At 72.1% G+C, this 25,017-nt stretch carries 14 protein-coding genes; 8 read left to right on the top strand and 6 right to left on the bottom strand.

Translation table 11 applies throughout. From position 1 onward, the window contains the following. Positions 1–77: 77 nt before the first annotated feature. Positions 78–1,031, bottom strand: a complete 954-nt coding sequence (locus ACIBZJ_RS28085; protein ID WP_395934712.1) for a LuxR C-terminal-related transcriptional regulator — start codon at positions 1,029–1,031, stop codon at positions 78–80. A 205-nt stretch (positions 1,032–1,236) separates the two neighbouring features. Between ACIBZJ_RS28085 and ACIBZJ_RS28080 the strand changes: the two genes are divergently transcribed. Beyond that, entirely contained in the window at positions 1,237–1,524 is a 288-nt protein-coding gene (locus tag ACIBZJ_RS28080) for a hypothetical protein (RefSeq protein WP_395934710.1), read from the top strand. Between the two features lie 73 nt (positions 1,525–1,597). Here ACIBZJ_RS28080 and ACIBZJ_RS28075 read toward each other — a convergent pair whose 3' ends face one another. Together ACIBZJ_RS28075 and ACIBZJ_RS28070 are read right to left on the bottom strand one after the other, a co-directional pair. Then, entirely contained in the window at positions 1,598–1,867 is a 270-nt protein-coding gene (locus tag ACIBZJ_RS28075) for an acyl carrier protein (protein ID WP_395934708.1), read from the bottom strand. Next, complete coding sequence (locus ACIBZJ_RS28070; protein WP_395934706.1) at positions 1,864–2,628, bottom strand: thioesterase II family protein; 765 nt, start codon at positions 2,626–2,628, stop codon at positions 1,864–1,866. The genes ACIBZJ_RS28075 and ACIBZJ_RS28070 overlap by 4 nt, the downstream gene beginning before the upstream one ends. 185 nt (positions 2,629–2,813) lie before the next feature. Here ACIBZJ_RS28070 and ACIBZJ_RS28065 point away from each other — a divergent pair, with 185 nt between their 5' ends. Beyond that, on the top strand, positions 2,814–8,348 hold the full coding sequence (locus tag ACIBZJ_RS28065; protein ID WP_395934704.1) for an SDR family NAD(P)-dependent oxidoreductase: 5,535 nt from the start codon (positions 2,814–2,816) through the stop codon (positions 8,346–8,348). A gap of 24 nt (positions 8,349–8,372) precedes the next feature. Next, the gene (locus tag ACIBZJ_RS28060) at positions 8,373–9,419 is read left to right on the top strand and encodes a helix-turn-helix domain-containing protein (RefSeq protein WP_395934702.1); all 1,047 of its coding nucleotides are present in this window, start codon (positions 8,373–8,375) and stop codon (positions 9,417–9,419) included. A gap of 75 nt (positions 9,420–9,494) precedes the next feature. Here ACIBZJ_RS28060 and ACIBZJ_RS28055 read toward each other — a convergent pair whose 3' ends face one another. Next, positions 9,495–13,286, bottom strand: a complete 3,792-nt coding sequence (locus tag ACIBZJ_RS28055) for an SDR family oxidoreductase (RefSeq protein WP_395934700.1) — start codon at positions 13,284–13,286, stop codon at positions 9,495–9,497. Continuing rightward, complete coding sequence (locus ACIBZJ_RS28050; RefSeq protein WP_395934698.1) at positions 13,286–18,037, bottom strand: SDR family NAD(P)-dependent oxidoreductase; 4,752 nt, start codon at positions 18,035–18,037, stop codon at positions 13,286–13,288. Before ACIBZJ_RS28050 ends, ACIBZJ_RS28055 begins: the two co-directional genes overlap by 1 nt. Positions 18,038–18,233: 196 nt before the next feature. On the opposite strand from ACIBZJ_RS28050, the gene ACIBZJ_RS28045 reads away from it, so the two are divergent. The 5 genes from ACIBZJ_RS28045 to ACIBZJ_RS28025 are packed head-to-tail and all read left to right on the top strand — an operon-like array spanning position 18,234 to position 22,688. Then, on the top strand, positions 18,234–18,500 hold the full coding sequence (locus ACIBZJ_RS28045) for an acyl carrier protein (RefSeq protein ID WP_395934696.1): 267 nt from the start codon (positions 18,234–18,236) through the stop codon (positions 18,498–18,500). After that, complete coding sequence (locus ACIBZJ_RS28040) at positions 18,497–19,654, top strand: acyl-CoA dehydrogenase family protein (RefSeq protein ID WP_395934694.1); 1,158 nt, start codon at positions 18,497–18,499, stop codon at positions 19,652–19,654. Before ACIBZJ_RS28045 ends, ACIBZJ_RS28040 begins: the two co-directional genes overlap by 4 nt. Then, entirely contained in the window at positions 19,651–20,730 is a 1,080-nt protein-coding gene (locus ACIBZJ_RS28035) for an HAD-IIIC family phosphatase (protein ID WP_395934692.1), read from the top strand. Before ACIBZJ_RS28040 ends, ACIBZJ_RS28035 begins: the two co-directional genes overlap by 4 nt. Continuing rightward, positions 20,727–21,674 carry an LLM class flavin-dependent oxidoreductase gene (locus tag ACIBZJ_RS28030; RefSeq protein WP_395934690.1) on the top strand — a complete coding sequence of 316 codons (948 nt, stop codon included), beginning with the start codon at positions 20,727–20,729 and terminating at the stop codon, positions 21,672–21,674. The genes ACIBZJ_RS28035 and ACIBZJ_RS28030 overlap by 4 nt, the downstream gene beginning before the upstream one ends. A 3-nt stretch (positions 21,675–21,677) precedes the next feature. Further along, on the top strand, positions 21,678–22,688 hold the full coding sequence (locus ACIBZJ_RS28025; protein ID WP_395934688.1) for an LLM class flavin-dependent oxidoreductase: 1,011 nt from the start codon (positions 21,678–21,680) through the stop codon (positions 22,686–22,688). Positions 22,689–22,693: 5 nt separating this feature from the next. Here the strand turns inward: ACIBZJ_RS28025 and ACIBZJ_RS28020 are convergent, their stop codons facing one another. Then, positions 22,694–24,955 (bottom strand): lantibiotic dehydratase, encoded by a 2,262-nt coding sequence (locus ACIBZJ_RS28020; protein WP_395934686.1) that lies wholly within the window; start codon positions 24,953–24,955, stop codon positions 22,694–22,696. Positions 24,956–25,017 lie beyond the last annotated feature (62 nt).

Raw genomic sequence — 25,017 nt, 5'->3', positions numbered from 1 at the left:
AAGTCCGGGGACGAAACGCGTTGTCATGGCAGCACGATGCCACGCCGGTCATAACGGATATTGCCGGTTACAACCGCTCAGAGCCAACCGCGTTGCACGGCCCCGACGCCCAGCTCGAAACGCGACGATGCGTCCAGGCGCATCATCAGGTCGGCAATGCAGCGTCTGATCGTCCGCACCGAGAGGCACATCTGGCGGGCCACGGCGTCATCCTTCATGCCCTGCTGGAGCAGCCGCAGCACGGCGCGTTCCATGGCCGAGCACTCGTCGTCGTCGACGACCGCCGACACCGCGCGACCGGCGTCCCAGTACGCGTCGAACAGCGAGACCAGTGCGGCCACCGTGCCGGGGTGGGTGAGGATCACGCAGCCGCGCGTGCCGTCCTGCGGCTCGTGCGGCACCACCGCGACGAGCCGATCCACCAGCATCAGCCGCGTCGGCAGGCTGGGGCAGAGGCGAACGAGTCCGCCGGCGGCGGCCAGTTCCTCGGCGTAGGCATAGGCCCCGGCGTCCTCCACGATCGACTCCGGGTAGACGGTCCGCATCACCACGCCACGGTCCAGCACACTGCGGTCGACCGCCCGGGCGGCCGCACGGGACGCGTGCGGATCGCGCGCGGGCGGCGTCAAGGCCAGGAGTTCGTGCTGTGCACCGACGGCCAGTTCCTCGATCCGCCGGCGGACGGCAGCCAGATCGGTGATCTCCTCGATGAGGGGAGGCGCGGCGTCGCCGGGACGGCGATCCACCCAGTTCGGCATCAACTGGGTGAGGGTCAGGTAGCTCTCGCGCAAGAACTCCTGCCGCTGCTCCATGAGGGAGCGTTCCCGGAGGATGAGTTGCTGCATGGCGAGAAGGGGACTCAGCGCGACGTACTCCCGCTCGCGCTCCTCGACCAGCGACATGGCCGCCAGCCGGTCGAGCAGACCACGGGCCGCGGACTCATCGACGCCGAGCCGAGCGGCGAAGTCGGCGAGATCACCGTTCGGATGCTCGAGTAGTGCTGCGTACGCCTCGGCCAACTTCGGGTGCACATCGGCTAACGAAATGCTCGCCATAGACCATCTCTCTCCATAGCGGAGGGACGCGTCGGAAGTCTAGCGCACGCCGTCTATGTCTCTTTGTGCTGAAAATACCTTTTGACATTTAACTGCCACATGATCCCACCGGACGGCAATCTCCGTTACCACAAGTTGACAATCGAAGTCTGCCGCAATCAGTCAGGCGTGGAGGGTGCGTATGTACGCCATCGTTGTGCGGCTCGACGTTCTCGAGACGGAGGCCGTGCCTTCCACCGAGGTCATCGCCGAGACCCTCCGCCGGGCCTCCGACGGTGGCGGCCGGGTCGAGCACGTCCGGGCCGAACGGCAGTCGGCGCAGGTCATCGCGGTCGCCTTCGTCACCGCCGAGGACGCCGAGGGCGCGCTGTGCCTCGGCGAGTGCGCCGCTTACACGCTCATCCGCAGTACGCCGTCGCTCCGGCTGTCTTCGGTCAGGATGCTGGACCGACCGCCGGACCCGATCTGAACCGGACCCCGGACCGAGCCGGGCCCCGGACCGCACGAGGCCCAGACCGCGTGGCCCCAGAGCGAGCCGGGGCTCAGGCCTGCCAGGGCAGCATCGCCGCCGGGGCCGCCGGGCCGCCGGCGGCGCGGGCCTGCAGTTCCTCGGTGAGCGCGGCCAGCGTGGGATACCGGAACACATCGACCAGGCTGAGCCGGACACCGTCCTCGGCGAGTTCGCCGACCACCGCGGCCAGCAACACCGACGTGTAGCCCGCCTCGAAGAAGTTCCGATCCGACGGCAGCGTGGCCCGGCCGGGCCGCCGGGCCTCGAAGGCCACCCGGATCCGCTCACCGAGCCCGCTCATGGCCCGCACTCGCCGGCCGCGACGCGCATCAGCTCGGCGCCGCCACCCTCCAGCAGCCAGTGGTCACCGTCCACCAGTTCCAGGCGGAACCCGGCCGAGGTCTGCTCCGCCCACCCGTGGAGGTGGGCTTCGGGCAGGCTGTCGTCGCGTTCTCCGGCAACCGCGACGATGGGGACGCTCAGCGGCGGCCCGCTTCGATACCTGAACGCCGCCATCGCCGCGTAGTCGGCCCGCAGCGCCGGCTCGAAGACCGCCCGGAAGTCCGGCTGCCGGGCCAGCACGGGCGGGAACCCGCCGAGCGCCTGGATCCGCTCCCAGAAGTCGGCCGACGGCAGCTCGTGCAGGTCCTGGGCCGGCCTCGCCAGGTGCGGGGCGGGATACGAGGCCACGATCAGGGCCCGCGGCTGGAGAAGGCCCCGGTCGGCGGCCGCGCGAGCGACCAGGAAGGCCAGCAAGGCCCCCGAGCAGTAGCCGAGCAGCACGTAGGGGTGCGCGGGCAGATCTCGGACGACGGCGTCGACCAGCAGGTCGAGGTCGGTGATCGAGGGTTCGCTGAACCGGGCCTGCCGGCCGGGCAGGTTCAAGGCCCAGAGGCCGACGCCCGGGGGTAGTTCCTCGACGCAACCCGCGAAGGCCGCGCACCCGGCGCCGGCGTGCGGGAACCCGAGAACGCGGACCGGAGCCGCCGCTTCGGTCATCGGCACGAACCACGGACCGGACAGCGCGTGGTCGGACTCTGCGCTCAGCGGGTGACCACGCACGGCTCCAGCCTCTCGATCGATATCGGGCTTTCCATCGTGCCCACCGACCGCCGCTACGGGCACGTCCCCAAAACAGAGGATGCCGCGGTGTCACTTGTTCTCGGGGCGTGCCTGCGGCTGAGCGCATTTCTATTCTCCGGCCGGGAGGACCTTCCGCCTGCCAAGTCAGCCCGAGAGGATCTGCGATGCGCCAAGAGTCTCGTGACCGTGAGCTCGTCGACAATCGCGTCGCGATCATCGGAATGGCGGTTCGCTTCCCGGGAGCCGCCGGCCTGGACCAGCTCTGGGCCAATCTCGCGGCCGGCGTCGAGTCGCTCACCCGGCTCTCGGACGAACAGCTCCTCGCCGCCGGGGCATCCCCGGCACAGCTCACCGACCCGAGGTACGTGCGGCTGCGCCCGATGCTCGAGGACATGGAGGATTTCGACGCCAAGCTGTTCGGCTACAGCGCCCGGGAAGCCGAGATCACCGATCCGCAGCAACGGATCTTTCTCGAGGTGTGCAACACCGCGCTCTGGCACGCCGGCTACGGCGGGGCGAAGGACGTCGGCGACGTCGGCGTATTCGGCGGCACCGGGCCGTCCGATTACCACTTCAAGAACGTCTTCCGGAACAGCCGGATCTCCGACGCCGTCGGCGAACTGGCCGTCGACTTCGGCAACCACACCGACTACGTGGCTACCCGGGTCGCCTACTCGCTCGGTCTCACCGGCCCCGCGGTCTCGCTCGCCACCGCGTGCTCCACCTCGCTGGTCGCCCTCCACCTCGGCGTCCAGGCGCTGCTCAGGGGCGAGTGCGACCTGGCGATCGCCGGCGGCTCGCACATCATGCTGCCGTACGGCGGCGGCACGAACTGGGCCGAGAACAGCATGCACGCGCAGGACGGCCACATCCGCACGTTCGACGCGGCGGCGTCGGGAACCAACTTCGGCCACGGCGCCGGCGCGGTGGTGCTCAAACGCTGCGCGGACGCGCTCGCCGACGGCGACCACATCGAGGCGATCGTCCTCGGTTCCGCGGTCAACAACGACGGCGCCCGCCGGTCCAGCTTCACCGCGCCGGGCGCCCTCGGCCAGACCGAGGTGATCGCCGAGGCGCTGGTGGCCGGGCAGGTCGACCCGGACACGATCGGTTACGTCGAGGCGCACGGCACCGCCACCGCCGTCGGCGACCCGATCGAGGTCACCGCCCTCTCGAACGCCTACCGGCAGGCCGGGGCCGTCGGTGTGCAAGAGACGCCGATCGGCTCGATCAAGCCGAACGTCGGTCACCTCGGCCCGGCGGCCGGCGTGGCCGGCCTGATCAAGACCGTGCTGGCCATGCGGCACGGGCTCATCCCCGCGTCGCTGAACTACCAGAACCCCAACCCGCGCCTCGACCTCGGCAGCAGCCCGTTCTACGTCAACTGCGAGCTCTCGCCGTGGCCGGAGAAAGCCACTCCGAAGCGGGCCGGCGTCAGCTCGTTCGGCATCGGCGGCACCAACGCCCACGTGATCGTCGAAGAGGCACCGCCGCAGCTGCCCGTCGAGGCGACCGAGCGGCCCTGGTCGATCCTGCCGCTCTCGGCCAAGACCGACACCGCGCTGGCGACGATGCGCGGCGAACTCGCCGACCACCTCCGCGCCCACCCGGAACTGGACGTGGCCGACGTCGCCTACACGTTGCAGACCGGCCGCCCGGCACTGGAACGGCGCAGCGCCGTCGCGTGCCGCGACCTCGCCGGGGCGCTCGCGGAGCTGACCGTCGGCACGCCGGCTCCCCCGGAGGTGCGGGGCACGACGTCGGTCGCGTTCCTCTTCCCGGGCCAGGGCTCGCAACAGGTCGACATGGCCGAGGAGGCCTACCGCCTCGAGCCGCTGGTGCGCGACACGATCGACGAGTGCGCCGAACTGCTCCGGCCGCACCTGGGTTGCGACCTGCGCGAGGTGATGTTCAGCTCGCACAGCGACGTGATCAGCTCCCGCGCCATGGCCGACCGGCTCCGGCAGACCAGATTCGCGCAGCCCGCGTTGTTCGTCGTCGAGTACGCGCTGGCCCGGCTCTGGATGAGCTGGGGCGTGCAGCCCAGCGCGATGGTCGGCCACAGCGTCGGTGAATACGTCGCCGCCTGCCTGGCCGAGGTGTTCACGCTGCCCGCCGCGCTCGAGCTGGTCGCCACCCGCGGCCGGCTGACCCAGTCGATGCCGACCGGCTCGATGCTGGCCGTGGCGATGCCCGAGGCCGACCTGGTTCCGCTGCTCCCGGCGGAACTGGACCTGGCCGTGGTGAACGCGCCCCGGTCGTGTGTCGTCGCCGGGCCGACCGACGACCTCGACGTGCTCCGCGAATTCCTGGAGCGCCAAGGCGTCCAGAGCCGGCCCGTGCCCACCTCGCACGCCTTCCACAGCGCGATGCTCGACCCGATCGTCGAGCCGCTGCGCGAGGCCGTGCTCAAGGCCGGCCCGAAGCCGCCGACCCGCCCGTTCGTCTCCACCCTGACCGGCACCTGGATCACCGCCGAGCAGGCCACGGACGCCGGCCACTGGGCCGCCCAGCTACGCGGCACCGTCCGCTACGCGGCCGCCGCCTCGACGCTGCAAGAGACCGGAGCCGTCCTCCTGGAGGTCGGGCCCGGGCAGGCCCTGACCACACAGACCCGGCAGTCGGTACCGAAGACCACGCACGTCGTGCCCTCGCTCCGGCACGCCCCCGCGAGCGGCTCGGACGCGGAATCCCTGGCCGTCGCGGCCGCCCGGCTCTGGACGCTCGGCGTGCCGATCGACTGGGCGTCCCAGCGCGACGGCGGCCGGCGTCGGCGCCTCGCGCTGCCGACCTATCCGTACGAGCGGCGCCGGTACTGGGTCGACCCGGACGTCGGGCCGGCCGACGAAGCCCGGGACGAGGCCGACGCGGCCACCGGCGGAACGAAGTTCCTGCCGGCCGAAGAGGCGGCGTCGATCCCGGTCTGGCGCCGTCGCGCGCTGCCTACCGCCCGGCCGGCCTCCGACGCACCGGCGTCCTGGCTGATCTTCTCCCCCGGCGACGGGCCGGCGGAAGCGCTCGCCGCCGAGCTCCGCGGACGCGGCGCCGGCACGTTCCGGGTGTCGGCCGGCGACGGCTTCGCCGATCTCGGCGACGGGCGCTTCCAGATCGATCCGGGCAGCCGGTCGGATTACGACGCGCTGCTGCAGGCGCTCGACGCCGGTCCCGGCGCGCCCACCTCGGTGCTGCACGGGCTGACCACCGACCCCGCCGGGCCCGCACCGCTGGGCTTCGCCGAGGTGGACGCGGTCCGCGAGTCGGGCTTCTACAGCCTTCTGTTCCTGATGCAGGCCTGGCAGGAGCGCTGGCCGGACCGGTCGGCCGACATCCGCGTGCTCACCAGCAACAGCTGCAACGTCTCCGGCGCCGAGTCGGTGGATCCGGCCAAGGCCCTGCTGCGCGGGCCCTGCCTGGTGGTGCCGAACGAGTCGCCACTGATCAACTGCCAGCTGATCGACGTCACGCAGACCGCCGAGTCCACGGGGACCGACGTCGACGCCCTGCTCGCCGAGTTGTCCACCGTCCCGGCCGATCGGATAGTCGCCTACCGGGCCGGACGTCGCTGGGTCAGCGCGCACGAGAAGACTTCGCTGCCGGCCCGCGTCGACCTGCCTCGGCTGCTGCGCCGCCGGGGCGTCTACCTGATCACCGGGGGCACCGGAGGCATCGGCCTGGCGACGGCCAAGGAGCTGGCGCGCACCGCTGCGGCCCGGCTCGTCCTGGTCAGCCGCACCGCCTTGCCGCCGACGGCGGAGTGGGACGAGTACCTCGCGAGCCACCCCGCCGGCGACCCGCTCTCGGTCCGGATCCGCGCGGTCCGGGAGATCGAGCAGCTCGGCGGTGAGGTGCTCGCTCTCGCGGCCGACATCGCCGACGAAGAGGCCATGCAGATGGTCGTCGACACGGCCAAGGACCGCTTCGGCCGGATCGACGGGGTGTTCCACGCGGCCGGTCTCACCAGCGAGGGCTTGGCCCTGCTGCGGACCCGGGACCGGGCCGAGCCGGTGCTCACACCGAAGGTCGAGGGCACGCTGGTGATCGACCGGCTGCTCGGCGACGAGATCGACCTGCTGGTGCTCTATTCCTCGGTCGTGGCGGTCAACGGCGACTACGGCCTGGTCGACTACTGTGCGGCCAACGCGTTCCTCGACGCCTACGCGCAGACCCCGCACTCACGGCGGCGCCACACCATCGCGATCAACTGGTGCGGCTGGTCCGGCGTCGGCATGTTGAGCGAGGCCGATTCCGGCAGCCCGGCGTTCTGGCTGCTGGAGCGCAACCTCGACCCGGTCGGCTCGGTGCACCCGCTGCTGGGCCGCCGCGACCTGGCGACCGGCACCGGGCCGGAGGACGACGTCGTCTTCTACAAGCAGATCGCCCCGGACTTCCACTGGGTGATCTCCGACCACCGGATGGGCCCGGCGGGCGTGCTGCCCGGCGTCGCCTACGTCGAGATCATCCGTGCCGCTTACGCCGAGGCCGTCGGGGCCGGGCCGATGGAAGTCCGCGACCTGATCTTCACCCGCCCGCTGGCGGTGACCGGGCGGCGCGAGCTACGGGTGGCCGGGACCCGGGTCGCGACCGGCCGGATCGACTTCGTCGTCTCGAGCCGCTCGCTCGACACCGGCGACAGCGCCTGGGAGCAGCACGCCAGCGGCAGCGCCCGGCCGGGCGAGGAGAGCGGGGAGCCGGCCCGCCACGACGTGGAAGCCCTGGTCAAACGCTGCGCGCTGGCGAACTGGAAGCCGGAGCCGGACGTCGTCGGCAAGGCGGCGATCACGTTCGGGCCGCACTGGCAGGTCTTCAAGGTGATCCACGCCGGCCACGACGAGCACGTGTCCGAACTCGAGCTCCCGGCCGGCCTCGACGCCGATCTGGGGGACTTCGGGCTGCACCCGTCGCTCCTGGACGGCGCCACCGCGCTCAGCCTCGACATGAGCGACATCGTGAGCGAGGGGCAGAGCTGGCTCCCGCTGGCCTACGACCGCGTCGTCGTCCGCGACCGGTTGCCCGCGCGGTTCTTCAGCCACGGCCGCTCGCGCGGACCCGGCGGACCGGGTCAGGACCTGGCCAGCTTCGACTTCGCGCTGCTCGCCGAGGACGGCCGCGAGCTCGTGACGATCGAGAACTTCACCGTGCGCGTCGTGGACACCGAAGCCGTGATCTCCGTGGCCAACGGCACCGCGGACGCGCCGGCCGCGACTCCCGACGGTGCCGCGCAGCCCGCGACCTCCGACCGCCTGCTGACCAAAGCGCAGGGCATCGACCTGACCTGGCGGATCCTCAACGGCACCGGGGAAGCGCAATACGTCGTCAGCCGCGAGCCGTTGGCCGCCCGAGCCGCCCGGCTGGCCGGGTTCGCGACCGCCGTGGCTTCGGCCGACGCCCGGGAGCTGGCCGGCGTGGCTCAGCGCCGCGCGGACGGCCCCGGCTTCACGGCCGAGCCCGCCACGGAGACCGAAGAGGGCCTCCGGACGCTGTGGATGGACGCGTTCGGCGTCGAGTTGCTCGGTCTCGACGAGGAGTTCATGACCTTGGGTGGCAACTCGCTGGTCGCGGTGCAGCTCGCGGTGCGGATCCGGGACAAGTTCAACGTCACCGTGTCGGGCGTCGTCGTGCTGGAGTACCCGACGGTCCGGACGCTGGCCCAGCTGGTCGACCGCCGGATCGCCGAGCGCGACAGCGGCGCCGATCGATGACCGAACCCGCGCGGAAGGGAAACGATGTCACGACCAACCGTTGACTTGGGTGGGGTCCTCAGCGACCAGCCCGGCCAGGAGCTGCTCACGGTCTACGGCCACGCCCTCCGCGACGGAGGAGCACCGGCCGACGAGCAGGCGATCGCCGCCACGCTGAAGCTGCCTGACGCCGTGGTCAGGGACGCGATCGAGACGCTCACGCAGTTGCGCCTGTTGCGGGTCGGGGCCGGCCCCGACGGGCCCCGGCTGATGCCGGTGGATCCCGAAATCGCTTCGGCCTCGCTGATCTCCCCGATCGACGAGGAGATCCACCGCCACACCGCCGCGGTGAGCCGGATCCGCCAGCACCTGAGCGCGTTCCGCCCGCAGTACGAGCGGATGCAGCGCCCGGGGCCGCCGGATCGGGGGATCGAAGAGGTGCACGACGCCGAGGAACTGGCCGGGCACCTCTACCTGGCCGCGCAGCACTGCCGGACCGAGCTGGTGGCACTGCGTCCGAACCAGAACCTCCCGGCCGACCGGAGCGTCGGCCGGGAGCTGTTCCTCCCCGCCGGGCCGGGCATCCTCGACCGCGGTGTGCGCGTGCGGCTGCTGCTGCAGCACGCCGCGCGCACCGACATCCGGGCCCGGGCCCAGCTCGACGGCCTGGTCGCCCGGGGCGCCCAGGTCCGCACCACCGGCGAGCTCTCCCGTCAGCTGATCCTCTTCGACGCCGAGGTGGCCTTCGTCCTGCACCAGGGAAACCAGACCGGCCCCGCCGGCGTGATCATCCGAAGCCCCTCAGCGGTCCAGCTCCTGCTGAACCTGGTGGAGACCACCTGGAGCGGGGCCGCCGCGTACGTCGCCCACGAGCGGGGCTACGAGCAGGTCACCGACCAGTTGCGAGGCACCATCATCTCGCTGCTGGCCGATGGGCTCACCGACGAGGCGGTCGCGCGCAGGCTCGGCGTCTCGGTGCGCACCTGCCGCAGGCACATCGCCTCGGTGTTGCGCGATCTGGACGCGGTCAGCCGGTTCCAGGCCGGGGTCCGGGTCGGCGCCGCCGCCCACCAGGCCCCGAGCCTGACCTGAACACGGACCCACGACTCCTCGACACGGACCACCCAGCCGGCCCGGCCGCCGAAGCGGCCGGGCCGGCGCGCGTGATCATTCGTCCGCATCGGCCGTCCGGATCTGCGCGGCCAGCCCGCGGACGGTCGGGAACCCGAGCATGGCCGCCACCGGAACCGGCACCTGCAGGTCCCGGCGGACCTTGGCGATCAGCTCGATGGCCACCAGGGAGTTGCCGCCGAGCCGGAAGAAATCGTCGTCGGCGCCGACCTTGTCCAGGCGCAGGACTCGCGCCCAGATGTCGGCGAGGGCCCGCTCCGTCCCTTCGGCCGGCTCGACGTAGGGCGTCAGCAGGTCGGGGCGGGGATCGCGGATGTCGTCTTCGTCCTCGTCGACGCCGTCGTCCTGGCCCGGCCGGACCACCCAGCGAGCCAGCCGTGCGTCCAGCGAGCCGGTCGAGATCACCAGGTGCTCGACCTGATCGACGACGCCGACCGCGCGTTCGAAGATCTCCACGGCCTCTTCGGGCGCCATGTCGTAGGCGCCGTCGTGCCCGGGCGCCGCCTCCGCGTCCGGGCGCGGACGCCAGGTGTCCCAGTCGACGGTCACCCACCGACGGCCACCGGAGTTGCGCTCCGCCACCGCGCACGCGTCGAGGACGGCGTTGGCCGCGGCGTAGGGGCCGAGCGCCAAGCCGCCCAGCACCGCCGAGAGCGAGGAGAGCGTGATCCCGGTGTAGCTCTGGTCGGCGAGGACCGCGCGCAGCGCGTTGAAGCCGCCGACTTTCGCCCGCAGGTGCGATTCCACGCCATCCCGGGAGACCATGTGCGCGGGGCCGAACCCCTCCCCGTCGGACACGCCGGCCGCATGGACCACCAGTCCGATCGGCCCGAACCGGGCCACGGCCGCCTCGACCGCGGCCCGCATCTGCGGCGCGGAAGAGACCTCGGCCGGGAGCACGAGCACCTCGCCACCGGCCGCGGTGATCTCGGCGAGATCACCGATCAGCCTGACCAGTCGCGACGAGGTCCCCTGGTGCTGCTCCAGGTAGGCCGGCCATTCGGCCGGCTCCGGCAACGCGGTGCGGGCGGTGATCACGACGCGGCAGCGCCGGCGCAGCGCGAGGTGCCGGGTGAGGATCAGGCCGACGTGGCCGAGCCCACCGGTGATCAGGACGGTCGTGCCCGGGGCCGGTCGTCCACCGGTGGGCTCGGGCAACGGAAGGGGCTGATAGGAGCGGACCCAGCGACCGGTGCCACGAAGCGCTACCGGTCCTTCGTGCCGGACGACGGCCTCCTCGAGGAGACCGTCGACCTGGGCGGCCGCGTTGGTGACGTCCACATGGCGGCAGCGCCAGCCGGGGTTCTCCTGGGCGATGGAGGGCAGCAGGCCGTCGACGGCCGCCCAGGCCGGTCGGTGGGGCACCGAGCCGGCGATGCTCACCGCCTCCTCGGTCACCACGAGCAGGTCGAGGTTGCGGCCCGTGGTCTGCTCGGCCAGCGCGGCGGTCATCGCCCCCAGCGCTTCGATCACCGCCAGGGCCGGGCCGTCCGGGTCCCGCTCGGCGTCGAGGCCCAGCGCGTGGACGACCGTCCGGGGCGGGGCGTCCAGACCACCGATCAGGCGACGGTAGTCGGCCACCTCGTCCGGACGCAGGGTGAACAGGTCCGGTGCCTCTTCGGCGAACCGGTCGCCCGGCCGGGCGGTGATCACCGCCGCGCCGAGCTCGGTCAGCCGCCGCGCCAGCGCACCGGCGGCCGGCTCGGCCGCGATCACCAGCCAGGGGCCGGCCTCGCGCACCGAATCGGTCCGATCGACGATCGCGCGCGGCTCCGGCTGCCAGGCCGGCTGGTAGGTCCAGCGGTCGAGGTCGGCCACCCGCCCGTCGTCGACCGGGGGTTCGAACATGTCCTCGCTGGGGGCGATCCAGTAGCTGCGCCGCTGGAACGGGTAGGTCGGCAGCGGGACCCGGCGGGCACCTCGACGGTGCAACGCCCCCCACCGGACGTCGACCCCCGCCTGCCACAGGACCGCGACGGCTTCCTGCAGCCAGTGCGACGCCGGCTGCTCGGCGGCGTCCGGCCCCAGCCGCACGACCGGCGCGTCCGGCGCGGCTTCGTCGGCGAACCTGACGCCGATCCGGGCGAAGCCTTCGCGGACGGCGGAGACGGCCCGTGCGCGAGGCGTTTTGTCGCTTGCCGGGCTCGGGCCCTCGGCGTCCAGGCGGTCCTGAACCGCGGTCAGCAGGTCCGCCCACCAGGTGGCGGGAACGGCGTCGGCGTCGGTCAGGTCCAGCGCGACGGCCGGATTGCGCCGGGTGGCCTCCGCGTCGGTCCACCGGCTCGGATCGGCCAGGGCGGCAATCGCGTCGTCCCGGTCGGCGCAGACGATCGCGCGGCGCCGGGGGAACTGGGTCCGGGACTGCTGGAGCGTGAAGGCGACGTCGGCGATCCGCAGCTCGGGGTCGGCGGCGAGGTGCTCCCCCAGCCGGCTGGTCGCTTGCTCCAGCGCGGTGGCGTCCCGGGCGGAGAGCACCAGCAGGTGCGGTCCGGGCTGGTCGGGCCGGTCCGCGCGCTTCGGAGGCGCCTGCAGGACGACGTGGGCGTTCGTGCCGCCGAGACCGAACGAGCTGACCCCGGCCCTCCGTGCGTCGGCCGGGCCGGGCCAGGGCTGCGGCTCGGTCAGGACGGTGAACCGGTCGCGCACCGCGGCCAGTGCGGGGTTGGGGTTCTGGTAGTTCGGCACCGCCGGCAGCACGCCCCGGCGCAGCGCCATCGCGGTCCGGATCAGCCCGGTCGTACCGGATGCCCGGTCGAGATGCCCGAGGGACGGCTTGATCGACCCGAGCACGATCGGGTTCGTCGTCCGGCCCTTGTAGGCGCGGGCGGCCGCGGCCAACTCGACCGAGTCGCCCAGCATCGTGCCGGTGCCGTGGCACTCCAGGTAGTCGACGGTCTCCGCTTTGACGCCGGCGTAGGAGAGCGCGTCCTGCATCACCGCGGCCTGGCCGTCGACGCCGGGAGCGGTGTAGCCGGCGCACGCCCGGCCGTCGTTGTTGACCGCCGAGCCGAGGATCACGGCTTCGATGTCGTCGTCGTCCTCGAGAGCATCCGCGAGCCGCTTCAGGGCGACCACCGAGACGCCGCTGCCGATGATGCTGCCGTTGGCCGCGGCGTCGAAGGCCCGCACTTCGCCGTCCGGGGAGAGGATGCCGCCGTCCTCGCAGAGATAGCCGCCCTGCGGAAGGGGCAGGAACGCCCCGCCGGCCAGCGCGACCTCGCACTCGAAGTTGAGCAGGCTCTGCGCGGCCAGGTGCACCGCGACCAGCGACGTCGAGCAGAAGGTCTGCACGGTGATGCTGGGGCCGCGCAGGTCGAGCTTGTAGGAGACCAGCGACGCCAGCGAGTCACGTTCCGTCCCGACCGCGAGCATCAGCGACCCGCCGGGCTCGGCCATCGCCTTCCGGGCGACCTGCTGGAGGTAGTCGGGGTAGCCGCAGCCGGCGAAGACGCCGACCCGGCCGGGCATCGCCATCGGCGGGTATCCGCTGCGCTCCAGCACCTCCCAGCAGCACTCGAGGAAGAACCGGTGCTGCGGGTCCATCAGCTCGGCCTCGCGCCGGTTCACCCCGAACATGCCGGCGTCGAACCGGTCGACGTCGTCCACCCCGCCGCCGACCCGGACGTAGTCGGGGCTGGCCAGCAGAGCCGGGTTGACGCCGGCCTCCAGGAGTTCCTCTTCGCTGAGTTCGCGCAGCCCGCCCCGGCCGGCCATGAGGTTGGCCCAGAGCTGGTCCACGGTGGTGGCGCCGGCGAAGCGGCCGGCCATCCCGATCACCGCGATGGCGGACTCCGGGTCGATGTGGGAGTCGAGATCCAGCCCGCTCATCAGTGCTCCTCCCGCCGGCGGTCGGCCCGGCGTTGCGACAGCCGTTTGTGGCGTGACTTGGCCCGGTCGTCGGAATCGGTGGCCTGATCGGCGTGCTCGTCCTCGCCGGTCGGCGGCGCCGCCAGCTTGGCCAGGGCCGCCACCGTGGGCGCTTGGTAGATCATGTGCGCCGGCAGCCGCTCCAGATTCAGTGCCCGCTTGGTCGCGGCGACGATGCTGACGCCGAGCAGTGAGTTGCCACCCAGGTCGAAGAAGTTGTCGTTCACCCCGACCGCGTCGATGCCCAGGGCCTGACTCCAGATCTCCGCGATGATCGACTCGGCGTCGGTCTCCGGGGGCGCGTAGAGCGTGGAGAGCTCGGGCCGGGCGTGGCGGGTCTCGCCCCGTTCGTTCTGGGCCGCGGCCTGGATGTCTTCGATCGTGTATTCCCGGCTGCCCCGGACCGTGGCCGAGAAGTCCTGCGTGGACACGACCGTGTACGGCTCGGAACTGGCCAGCGCCCGGAGCAGGCAGCGCCAGCCCTGGTCGAAGTTGATGCCGAACTTCTCCCGGTGCTGCTCGTAGTAGGCGCGGATGACCGGCTCGTAGCCCTCGAGCCCGGAGGCCCAGCCGTTCCAGGTCCACTCGCCCCAGCCGATGGAGAGCACCCGGGTCTTGGGCATCGGGTTGCCTTGGGCGAACGAGTCGAGGAAGAGGTTGGCCGCGGAGTAGTCGGCCTGCCCCAGGGCGCCGGTCACCGCCGCGACGGACGAGAACAACGCGAAGAAGTCGAGCGGGACGTCGTGGAGCGCCTCGGCCAGCGCGTAGGTTCCCGCCACCTTCGGCGCGAGCACCTTGTCGATGTCCTCGGGCGTCTTGAACTGCATCATCCCCTCGCCGGGGACACCGGCGGCGTGCAGCACGCCGTTCAGCTCACCGAACCGCTCCAACGCCGTGGCGACCGCGCGGGCGGCGTCGGCGGACACCGACACGTCGCCGACCGCGATCTCGAACTCGATCCCCCGCTCCTCGAGCTCCTTGAGGCCGGCGATCCGTCGGCGGACTTCGTCGCTGGCCGCGGGGTCGGCCAGGATCTGCTCCCAGTAGCGTCGTTGCGGCACCTGCGTCCGCCCCATCAGCACCAGGCGCGCCCGGTAGTCCGCGGCCAGACGCTGGGCCAGCGCCAGCCCGATGCCGCCGAGGCCGCCGGTGACCAGGTAGACCCCGCCGGGCCGGATGCTGGTCGTCGGTTCCGGCGTCAGGCCGCCCTCGGGCACTTCGAGGATCTCGAAGTCGGGCGTCCAGCTGCGGCCGCCGCGGATGGCCACGGTCTGGTTGCCGTGCTCGGCGGTCAACTCGGCGAGCACGAGGTCGACCGGCTGCGTCGCACCGGCGTCGAGGTCGATCACGCGCAGGGTCGCGCCGGGGCACTCGACCGGCAGGATCGTGCAGGGTCCCAGCGCGGTCGCCCGCTCCGGGCGGATCACGTCGTTGCCGGTCACCTGGTAAACGCCCGACGTGACGACGTCGACCTTCCAGCTCTCGAAGCCGTACTCGGCGGCGGCCCGCGCGAGCGCCACCAGCGTGTGCGTGCCGCGCCGCACGGTCTCCTCGACCGAGGCGTCGACGGCGGCCCAGGTGTGCACCACCCGGCCGGGCCGGATGCCCTCGCGCTTGAGCGCGCCGAACAGGTCGAGCACGTCGTCCGCGTTGCCCGGCCGGATCCGGTAGCCGTCCGGTCCGGAGCCGAACTCGGTGCCGGGACGGACCGTGGCGAACCGCCGCCGCGCCGCGGTGAGCCGTTCGACGAGCCGCTCGGCGATCGGATCGTCGGCCCGGTCGTCGGTGAAGATCACCCAGGCCTCGTCCTCGTCGGGCACCGGCTGCGGCGGGAGCCGCCGCTTCCAGACCGGAGCGGTCAGCCAGCGGGTCTCCGGTTGCAGGAGCAGCTCACCGAACTCGTCACGCTCGTCGCCGGGCGCGGCCGCGGTGGGATAGGTCCAGCCCGGCCGGTCGCCGCCGAACCAGTACTCCTTGCGCTGGAACGGGTAGGCCGGCAGCGGCACCCGGCCGGGCTTCCAGTCGCCCTGACTGCGCTGGTAGGCCTCCCAGTCCACGTCGACGCCGGTCAGCCAGAGCTCGGCCAGCGCGTCGGCCAGCGCCTTGTCGTCCGGCCGGTCCTCGCTCGCCGCGGGCAGGGTCGAGACGATCAGCGGCCAGCGGGAGCGGTCGCAGGCGGGATGGCTGCGCACCATGGCCCCCAGCGATCGGCCGGCCCCGATCTCCAGCAGGGCCATGTCGCTGCGGCGCAGTGCCGCGTCGAGCCCGTCGGTGAAGCGCACCGGCTCGCACATGTGCCTGGCCCAGTAGCTCGGGTCGGTCACCAGGTCCGGGCCGGCCTCCGCACCGGTGAGGTTGGACAGGTAGGGCACCCTCGGCGGGTTCAGCGCGACGTTTTCGGCGATCCACGTGGTCAGCTCCCTGGCCGCCGGCCGGAGCATCCGGGAGTGGAAAGCATGCGTGGTGGCCAGCTCGCGGCAGGGAAGCTCGGCTTCGCGGAGGATCGCGGCGAGTTCCCGGACGGAATCGGCGGGCCCGCCCACGACGATCTGGCCGGGGTTGAGCGCGGTCAGATCGATTCCCCGCGCGCTCAGATCAGGAACCCGCGCTTCGAGCTCGGCCCAGGTCGAGCCCACGGCCAGCATGGCGCCGCCGGGGAGCGCGTCGATCAGCTCGGCGCGCTTGGCGACCAGGCGCAGCGCGTCGGAGAGCGAAAACACCCCGGCAATGCAGGCCGCGACGTACTCGCCGACGCTGTAGCCGAGCACGACCGTCGGCGTGATCCCCCACTCCATCAGCGTCCGGGCCAGCGCGTACTCGGCCAGGAAGACGGCCGGTTGGGCGATCCGGGTGCTCCGTAACGGCTCGTCGGCGGGGTCGGCGGCCGGCCCGCGCCCCATCAGCGCGGCCAGGTCGGCGCCGGCCGGCGCGGCCCGCTCGGCCGTCAGCGGTCCCACTGCGTCCAGGCCGGTGAGCGCGGTGAGCAGCCGCTGGCCCTCGTCCAGGTGGTGCCGGAACACCGGCTCGGTCCGGTAGAGCTGCCCGACCATGCCGGCGTAGTGCTCGCCGACCCCGGCGAACAGGAATCCGACCGGGCGGCCCCGGGTCGGATCCTGCCGGGCCAGGACGGCGGACCCCGCCTCGCTCTCGCCGCCGAACAGGGCAGCGGCGGCGGCCGGCGTGTCGGCCACCCCGACGCGCCGGTGCTCGAAGAGCGCCCGCCCCACCTGCAGGGTGTAGGCGACGTCCGGCAGCGAGTCGTCGGGGACGCCGGCCAGGTGCCGGCCGAGCCGTTCCTGGAGCTGCTCGCCGGCGATTTTCGCCCGAGCCGACATCGGCAGCACCTGCCAGCGCCGGGCGGGCGCCGGCCGCACCGGTGGCTGCGGCGCCTCCTGGACGACGACGTGCACGTTGGTGCCGCCCATGCCCAGTCCGTTCAAGCCGGCCAGGCGCGGCCGGTCGGGCTGGCGTGGCCACGGCACCGGCTTGCCGGCCACGTAGAACGGGCTCCGCGCGAAGTCGATCTCCGGGTTGGGCTCGGAATAGTGCAGGGACGGCGGGATCACCTCGTTGCGCAGCGCCTCGACCACCTTGATCAGGCCGGTCACGGTGGCGGCGCGGTCGAGGTGGCCGACGTTGGTCTTCACCGACCCGATCCCGCAGTACTGCCGGTCGATCAGCTCCGCCCCGGACGCGTCCACCTCGGCGGTCCGGAAGCCTTTGGTCAGCGCGGCGACCTCGATCGGATCACCCAGCTCGGTGGCGGTGCCGTGAGCCTCCACGTAGGAGATGTCGCGCGGGGAGACGTCCGCGTCGTTGAGGGCGGCACGCACGGCCGTGGACTGGCCGACGATGCTGGGCGCGGTGTAGCTGAACTTGGCGGCACCGTCGTTGTTCATCGCCGAGCCGCGGATCACCGCCAGCACGGTGTCCCGGTCGGCCAGCGCCTTGCGCAACGGCTTGAGCAGGACGATGCCGACGCCGTCGCCGAAGATGCCCCCCTTGCTCTTCCGGTCGAACGTGCGGATGTGCCCGTCGGGCGACTTCTGGCCGCCCTCGACGAAGAGATGCCCGACCCGGTCGGGGACGCGAACGCAGACGCCGCCGGCCAGGGCCAGGTCGCACTCGTCCAGCCGGAGACTCTGGCAGGCCATGTGAATGGCGACCGCCGAGGTGGAGCAGAAGGTCTGGACCGAAACGGCCGGCCCGGTCAGGCCCAGCCGGTAGGCGGCCACCGTGGTCAACGCGTCCTTGTCGTTGCCGATGATCAGCTCGAACTCGTCGATGGTGGCGGCCTCGGGGCCCAGCCGGTCCATCATGTACATGCTGACGTTGGAGCCGCCGAACAGGCCCACCCGGCCCCGGTCGTCGGGCCGGCCGTAACCGCCGTACTCCAGGGCCTCCCAGACGCACTCGACGAAGAGGCGCTGTTGCGGATCGGCGAGCTCGGCCTCCCGCGGGCTGTAGCCGAAGAACTGCGCGTCGAATCCGCGCACGTCGTCCAGGACCGGCCGGACCTTCACGTAGTCCGGATTCGAGATGAGCGCCTCGCTGACGCCGGCCGCGCGCAGTTCTTCGTCGGTGAAAGTGGTGAACGATTCAACGCCGTTTTCCAGGTTCTTCCAGAGGCTAGGCACATCCGCAGCGCCTGGAAAACGGCCCGACATCGCGATGATCGCGATGTCGTGGTCGCGAATCCTTTGGTCCAACATAGCGGTTTCCTCCGCGGCGGCCGACGATGGTGCGAGTGTCCACAGCGTCACCCGACCGGGCGGCGAATTCCAGGCGGGCCCGGTGTCAGCATGTTGCCAACCAGATCCTGCTACTGCCCGGGAGCCCCATTCGTGCGGGTGGTCGGTGATACTCCGACTGAATGTTGACACTGGCTCACACCGGTAGGTGATGAAAATGGACCGGTCGGACGCCGACCAGATCCGCGCGTTCATCGGCGGACGTTTTCCCGAGGTGGAATTCACTGATTCCGACGACATCTTCTCGTTCGGCTTCATCAATTCGCTCTTCGCCATGGAACTCGTCATGTTCATCGAGCGCGCGTTCGCCATCACGCTGGCGACCGAAGAATTACAGCTGGCGAACTTCCGGACCGTCCGGGGCATGGCCGAGGTGGTGGCCCGGCACACCGAGCCGGCCGTTCTCGGCTCCCGGGCCGAATGACCGCCGGCCCGCTCACCGCCCCGCCCGCCGTGGAGCGTGTGGCCGACCGGGCATCGGCCCGGCGCTTCGTCGACGCCCGGGTGGCACCGATCGCCGACCAGTACGACCGCGCCGGCCGGGTCCCCGACACGCTGCTGCACGACGTCGGGCAGGCCGGCCTCTGGGCCCCGTTCGTCCCGGTCGAGCTGGGAGGGGCGGGGCTACCGCTCAGCGCACTCGGCCCGCTCCACGAAGAGGTCGGGCGCGGCTGCTCCTCGCTCCGGAGCCTGCTGACCGTGCAGTCCATGGTGGCCTACGCGATCCTTCGCTGGGGCGACACGGCCCAGCGCGAACACTGGCTGCCGCAGCTGGCCACCGGCCGGACACCGGCCTCGCTGTGCGTCTCGGAGGCCGGCGCCGGCAGCGACGCGCAGGGGCTGACCACCGGCGCGGTCCGGCGCGCCGGAGGCTGGGTGCTGAACGGGACGAAAACCTGGATCACCGGCGGGCAGCGCGCCCGCCTTTTCCTCGTCTTCGCCAAAGCCGACGAGCGGTCGGAGTGCTTCCTCGTCCCGAGTACGGCTCCGGGCGTGGAGGTGCGGCCGATCGAGGACATGCTCGGTACCCGGGCCGGCATGCTGGCGACGGTCTCGCTCCGCGACGCGCTGGTCGACGACGACGCCCGGATCGGGCCGGTGCCGTTCGCGCCCGGAATGATGCTCACCGGCACGCTCGACATCGGCCGGTTCAGCGTGGCCGCCGGCTGCGTCGGCATTCTCGCCGCGTGCGTCGAGGCCTGCCGGGACTACACCCGGGCCCGGCACGTCGGCGGAGTGCCGCTGCGGGAGCTGCAGCTGATCCGGGCCAAGCTCTCGAACATGGTCACCGACCTGAGCGCCGCCCGGTTGCTCTGCGAGCGGGCCGGCGGCCTGAAGGACGCGGGCAGCCCCGAGACGATCATGGCGACCTGGATCGCGAAGTACTTCGCGTCCGTCGCCGCCGCCCGGCACGCCTCCGAGGCGGTCCAGATCCACGGCGCGCACGGCTGCGGTCCCGGCTCCCCCGTCTCCCGGCTCTATCGGGACGCCAAAGTCATGGAAATCATCGAGGGCAGTTCGGAGATCCAGCAGATCACGATCGCTGACGCTGCCTACCGGACCCAGGAGCGATCGTGAGTAGTCACCGGCCCGCCGCCCGTCGGGGCCAGGTCAAATGCCTCGTCTGGGACCTGGACGACACGCTCTGGGACGGCGTACTGCTGGAGGGCGACGACGTGCGGCTCCGGCCGCACGTGGCCGAGCTGCTCACCACCCTCGACCAGCGGGGCATCCTGCACTCGGTGGCCAGCCGCAACGACGAGGAAGCCGCACTGGCGCGCTTACGCCGGCTGGGCGTCGAGGACATGTTCGTGTACCCCCAGATCGGCTGGAACCCGAAGTCCTCGGCGATCGAGCGGATCGCGCAGTCGCTGAACATCGGCGTCGACGCGCTGGCCTTCGTCGACGACCAGGAGTTCGAGCGGGCCGAGGTGAGCCGGCTCCACCCGGGAACCCTCTGCCTCGCCCCGGCGCAACTGGAGGCCGCCGTCGACCGGCCCGAGTTCAACCCGCGGTTCGTCACCGCCGAGTCCCGGCTGCGCCGCAGCATGTTCCGCAGCCAGATCGCCCGGGAGCAGAAGGAAGTCGCCTACCAGGGCACGCCGGAGCAGTTCCTGGCCGAGCTGGGCATGCGGTTCACGATCCGGCGCGCCAGCCAGGACGACCTGCAGCGCGCCGAGGAACTCACGGTCCGCACCAACCAGCTCAACTCGACCGGCCGCACCTACGGCTACGAGGAGCTCGACGAGCTGCGCGGCCGCCCCGACCACCTGCTGCTGGTCGCCGACCTGACCGACAAGTACGGCAGCTACGGCACGATCGGGCTGGCGCTGGTGGAGCTCGGCACCTCGGTCTGGCACCTGCGGCTGCTGCTGATGTCCTGCCGGACGATGTCCCGCGGCGTCGGAACCGTGCTGCTCAATCACGTGATGACGCAGGCCAAGGAGGCCGGGGTCCGGCTGCGCGCCGACTTCGTGGAGACCGGCCGGAACCGCCAGATGCAGATCACGTACGCCTTCGCCGGGTTCCGGGAAGCCGGGCGCGACGGCGAGCACCTGGTTCTGGAATCCGACCTGCAACTCATCCAGCAGCCCGCCCCCTACCTCGAACTGCGGGTCGAAGACCTGGCCCCGGAAGGAGTTGACGCGCTGTGAACTCAGCGAGTGTGCCGATCATGATGTCGCCGCGAACCCTGACCATGAGCGGCCTGCAGGGGCGGGTACGGACGGCGGAGAAGCTGGGTTTCGATGAGATCTGGGTGGATCAGCACCCGGACGTCCGGGACGCGACGCTGGTCGCGTCGGCCTACCTCCAGGCCGCGCCCACGATCACGGTGGGGACCGGAATCCTGCCGATTTACGCCCGCCACCCGGTGACGATGGCCGAGTCCGCCGCGACGCTGGCCGAGATGTCGGACGGCCGCTACGTTCTCGGGCTCGGCTACAGCCACCATTTCGTCAACGAGTACGTGCTCGGGTACCGGCAAGGACCGCCGATCCAGGTCATGCAGGAGTACCTGTTCGTCGTGCGCACCCTGTTGACCGAGGGAGGAGTCGACTTCGACGGGGAGTACTTCAGCGCGCACACCCAGTACGTCAACCCGAGGCCGCCGGTCCCGATCTACCTGGCCGCGCTGCGCCCCAAGATGATTCGCCTGGCCGTCGAGTCGGGCGACGGCCTCATCCTCTGGCTGTGCTCACCCCGGTACGTGGCCGAACGGGTGATGCCGATCGTCCGCGAAGCCTGTGCGGAGTTCGGCAAGGACGCCGACGCCTTCCCGGTGCTGGCCATCCTGCCCACCTACACCGGCCGGAACCTCGCCGACGTACGGGCCCTCTGGGCACGCAGCGCGAAGTCCTACCGGATGCTCCCCCACTACCGCCGCATCCTCGAGGCCTTCGGGCCGGTCGATCCCGACGAGGTCTCGCTGATGGGCAGCCCGGACCACCTCGCGGAGCGGATGGCCGCCTACCGCGAGCTGGGCTGCGTCCCGATGCCCTCTCCGTTGACCGAAACCGACGACGAGTTCGCCGAAGTGCTCGAAACCCTGAAAGCGGTGCAGCCGTCGTTGGCGGCTCTCTCCGGCGGGCCGGTGTGATCCATGCAGCTCTACTCCACGTTTCCGCCGCTGGCTGAGGACACGGCACCCGACCGGTACGCCAACCGGGTGATCGACGTCTCGCGCTGGGCCGAGGCGGCCGGACTCCGTGGCCTCCTCATCTTCACCGACAACGAATCGATCGACCCGTGGGCCGCCGCCCAGCTCCTGATCAGCCACACCACGGCGCTGGTGCCGCTGGTGGCCGTCCAGCCGGCCTACATGCATCCGTTCACGGCCGCCCGGATGGTCAGCAGCATCGGGCTCCTCTACGGGCGGCAGGTCGATCTGAACCTGGTGGCCGGCGGCTACCGGCCGCATCTGAAGGCGCTGGGAGCGTTCCGGGACCACGACGACCGGTACGAGTGGCTGGTCGAGTACGGCCAGATGATGGCGGCCCTGCTCCGCACCGGCGGGGAGCTGACCCACCGGGGCGCCCACCACGACCTGATCGACGTCACGCTGAAACCGCCGCTGCCGGCCGGCCTCGAGCCACAGGTCTTCCTGGCCGGAAACTCCCCGGCGGCCGTGGACGCGGCCAAGCAGCTCAACGTCGTCCGGCTCACCTACCCCCTCCCGCCGGAGGAGTACTCGGGCGAGAACGCGCTCGAACGCACCGGGATCAGGGTCGGCATCATCGCGCGGGAAACCAGCGCCGAAGCCTGGCGCATCGCCTACGACCGCTACGGCGCCGACGAGCTCGGCCAGGCGTACCGGGATTTGACCGCGACCGAGTTCGATGCGCGCTGGCACGACCAGGTCTGGAACCACGACGGCCGGTCCGGCGGTCCGGGTAGGACGTACTGGACGCACCCGTTCCACACCGCCCGGGAATTCTGCCCGTACCTGGTCGGCAGCTTCGCCGAGGTCGGGGAGGTACTGGCCCGCTACATCCGGTTGGGCATCAACACCCTGATCCTGCACTGCCCGGCGGACGAAGACGATCTGTTCTACTCCGCCGACGCCGTCCGCTACTCGGAAAGGCTGGTACGGCGGAAAGAGCGGGTGGGCTGACCGGGTCACTCCGGCCCGGCACCCTCCAGCGACCACGACGCCGGACCGTGCCGGGCCGGGTCGACGGCGACCATGCGCAGCTCCGAGGTGAACCGGCGGCCGTCGTCGTCGCGGAGCCAGAGCTCCTCCGGCGCCGGCAGCATCTCCACCAGATCGACGGCGGCGCCCGCGGCCAGCCGGCCAACCGCCCGGGCCAGGTTCTCGACCAGCAGCGGAGCCTGGAAGTCCACGTAGAACGGCTTCGGCTCCAGCGGCGTCCGCACGAAGACGTGCCTCGGCAAACCCTGGGCGCGGGCCCACCCGCGTAGCGTGTCCTGGCCCCGGTCCCGGCCGCGGCGCGGAGCGACGGCGGCCAGCTCCTCGCCGGCCACCCGCCAGCTGCGCCGGCTGACGACCAGGTCGCCGAGGGTCACCCGCGGTAGGCACGGCGCGGGCCGGCGCAGCTGGAACAGGTTGACGACGACCGCGGTCAGGAACTCGCCGAAGCACTCCAGCACCGGGGCCGCCCAGCCGGCCGGCTCGGCCCGCGCGATCAGCTCCCCGTCGATCTCCTCGACGCACAGCGCCGTGGCCGGCGCGCTGGAGGCCGCGCTCGCGTGCCCGTCGTCGAAGCCGTAGGACCAGTAGCGGTAGTGGCCGGGCGGATCCAGCGTCAGCGGCGGGTACGTCCGGGGGCTGACCTCCGGCGAGTCGGTCGGGTACACCGGAACCACCCGGCCCGGCGCCAGGTCGGCGGCGACCGCGGCGGTCAGTTCGGCCGCGTCGTCGGCCTGGGTGCCGAAAACCGGGCTCTCCAGCGTGTTGAGCCCCAGGTGCAGCTCCCCGAGCACCCACCGGGCCCCGTCCGCGGCCGGATCGCGCAGCATGAGGTCGGGGCTGTGCACGCGCGCCGCGGCCCAGTGCCGTCCACCCGGCGGAAAGAGGCTGTCGGCGGCGGCCCTGGCCGCGGACACCTCGACCACGGCGTCGGCGCCGGTGCGGGGCAGGATCTCCGCCCAGCGCAGCTGGAAGTCCTCGACGACGTCGGCGAACGAGCCGGTGCGCTGGCTCAGCAGGTCCGCCGCGGCGAACTGGAGGTCGGCCAGGGTCACCCGGGACTGTTTCCTCCGCAGCCGGCGGTATCGCCCCCGCAGCTCCTCGTGCGCAGCCTCCCCGACCTGGCCGGCCAGCCACCGCGCGCTGTCGAGCAGGATGCCCAGCGGCGCGGACACTCCGGTGAGCAGGGCTTCCTCCAGCACGACGTCCAGGTCCCGGCGGCAGTCGAGGTAAACCGAGGTACGCCCGCCCGGGCTCGCGTCGGGAATCGACCGGGCCGACGTGCCGGCCGCGACGGCGACCTCCCGGCGCAGGCCGCTCAGCCGCCCGTGCAATGACAGCGGGTCGGTGGCCGCGACCACGGCCGCGCGGGCCGCGTCGAGCCGGTCCAGCAGTGCGGTCAGCTCCGCGCGCAGCGCCGCGTCGCCCAGCCCGGCCACGTGCTCGCGCAGGGCCCGCTCGGGACGCTCGGTCAGCGGCAGCGGGAAGCCGACCCGGAGCACACCCGCGTCGCCGAGACGGGCCAGCACGCCGGCCACCGGGCCGCAGCGGGCCTCCAGCCCGGCCACCGTGCCGGCGCCGGGCAAGGAGGCGACCACCTCGGCGGCGTCCGGGTCGAGGACGAACGGCGGGCGATGCGGACGGAGGATCGCGTTCCCGTCGCGGGTACACGAGGGGTTCAGCCGGACCGGAAGGAAAGGCCGCAACCGGGGATCGCGGTTCCAGCGATCGACGACGGACCGGACCGCCCAGGTCTCGAAACAGACCCGTGAGCGCCGTACCCCGAGACTGCCCGCGGTCCCGGCCGGACCGCCGCCCAGCCGGGCCCAGGCCACCGGCCCGAAGAATCCGATCGTGTCGTTCTTCGCGAAGTACCGCTGGGCGTAGCGGGCGATCAGCGCCTCCCGGCGATCCATCCGGGACAGCTGGGGCTCGTCCCCGGCCCGCAACGCCGCGACCCAGGCCGCCAGCCAGTTGTCGAGGATCTCGGGGTTCTGCCAGGCCAGCGCGCCGAGCAGGAAGTCGTCGAGCACCAGGTCGCGGCACGCGGCCCGGGTCGCGGCACGCAGCCCGCTCTCGCGCTCCGGGCCGGCCGGCAAGGCCAGCTCGCGCTCGGTGGCCAGGCCGCCGAGCCGTTCGATCGGCCCGCCCGCCGAGCGCAGCGCCATCAGGCGCCAGACCGACCAGCCGCGGTCCAGGGCGAAGCGGTGCGTGCCGTCGGTGCCGGTCATTCGGTCAAGCTAAGGCGCCGGTCACCGTGCGCACAGCCACCGATATACGGGACGCGGACGTA

The sequence above is a fragment of the Cryptosporangium sp. NPDC051539 genome (assembly GCF_044454545.1).
Classification (GTDB): Bacteria; Actinomycetota; Actinomycetes; order Mycobacteriales; family Cryptosporangiaceae; genus Cryptosporangium.
This window is presented reverse-complemented; position numbering and strand designations above follow the sequence as displayed.

Coding starts and splice junctions, on each gene's coding strand:
- ACIBZJ_RS28080 (WP_395934710.1), top strand. CDS start 1,237: ATGTACGCCATCGTTGTGCGGCTCGACGTTCTCGAGACGGAGGCCGTG.
- ACIBZJ_RS28075 (WP_395934708.1), bottom strand. CDS start 1,867: ATGAGCGGGCTCGGTGAGCGGATCCGGGTGGCCTTCGAGGCCCGGCGG.
- ACIBZJ_RS28065 (WP_395934704.1), top strand. CDS start 2,814: ATGCGCCAAGAGTCTCGTGACCGTGAGCTCGTCGACAATCGCGTCGCG.
- ACIBZJ_RS28060 (WP_395934702.1), top strand. CDS start 8,373: ATGTCACGACCAACCGTTGACTTGGGTGGGGTCCTCAGCGACCAGCCC.
- ACIBZJ_RS28055 (WP_395934700.1), bottom strand. CDS start 13,286: ATGAGCGGGCTGGATCTCGACTCCCACATCGACCCGGAGTCCGCCATC.
- ACIBZJ_RS28050 (WP_395934698.1), bottom strand. CDS start 18,037: ATGTTGGACCAAAGGATTCGCGACCACGACATCGCGATCATCGCGATG.
- ACIBZJ_RS28045 (WP_395934696.1), top strand. CDS start 18,234: ATGGACCGGTCGGACGCCGACCAGATCCGCGCGTTCATCGGCGGACGT.
- ACIBZJ_RS28040 (WP_395934694.1), top strand. CDS start 18,497: ATGACCGCCGGCCCGCTCACCGCCCCGCCCGCCGTGGAGCGTGTGGCC.
- ACIBZJ_RS28025 (WP_395934688.1), top strand. CDS start 21,678: ATGCAGCTCTACTCCACGTTTCCGCCGCTGGCTGAGGACACGGCACCC.
- ACIBZJ_RS28020 (WP_395934686.1), bottom strand. CDS start 24,955: ATGACCGGCACCGACGGCACGCACCGCTTCGCCCTGGACCGCGGCTGG.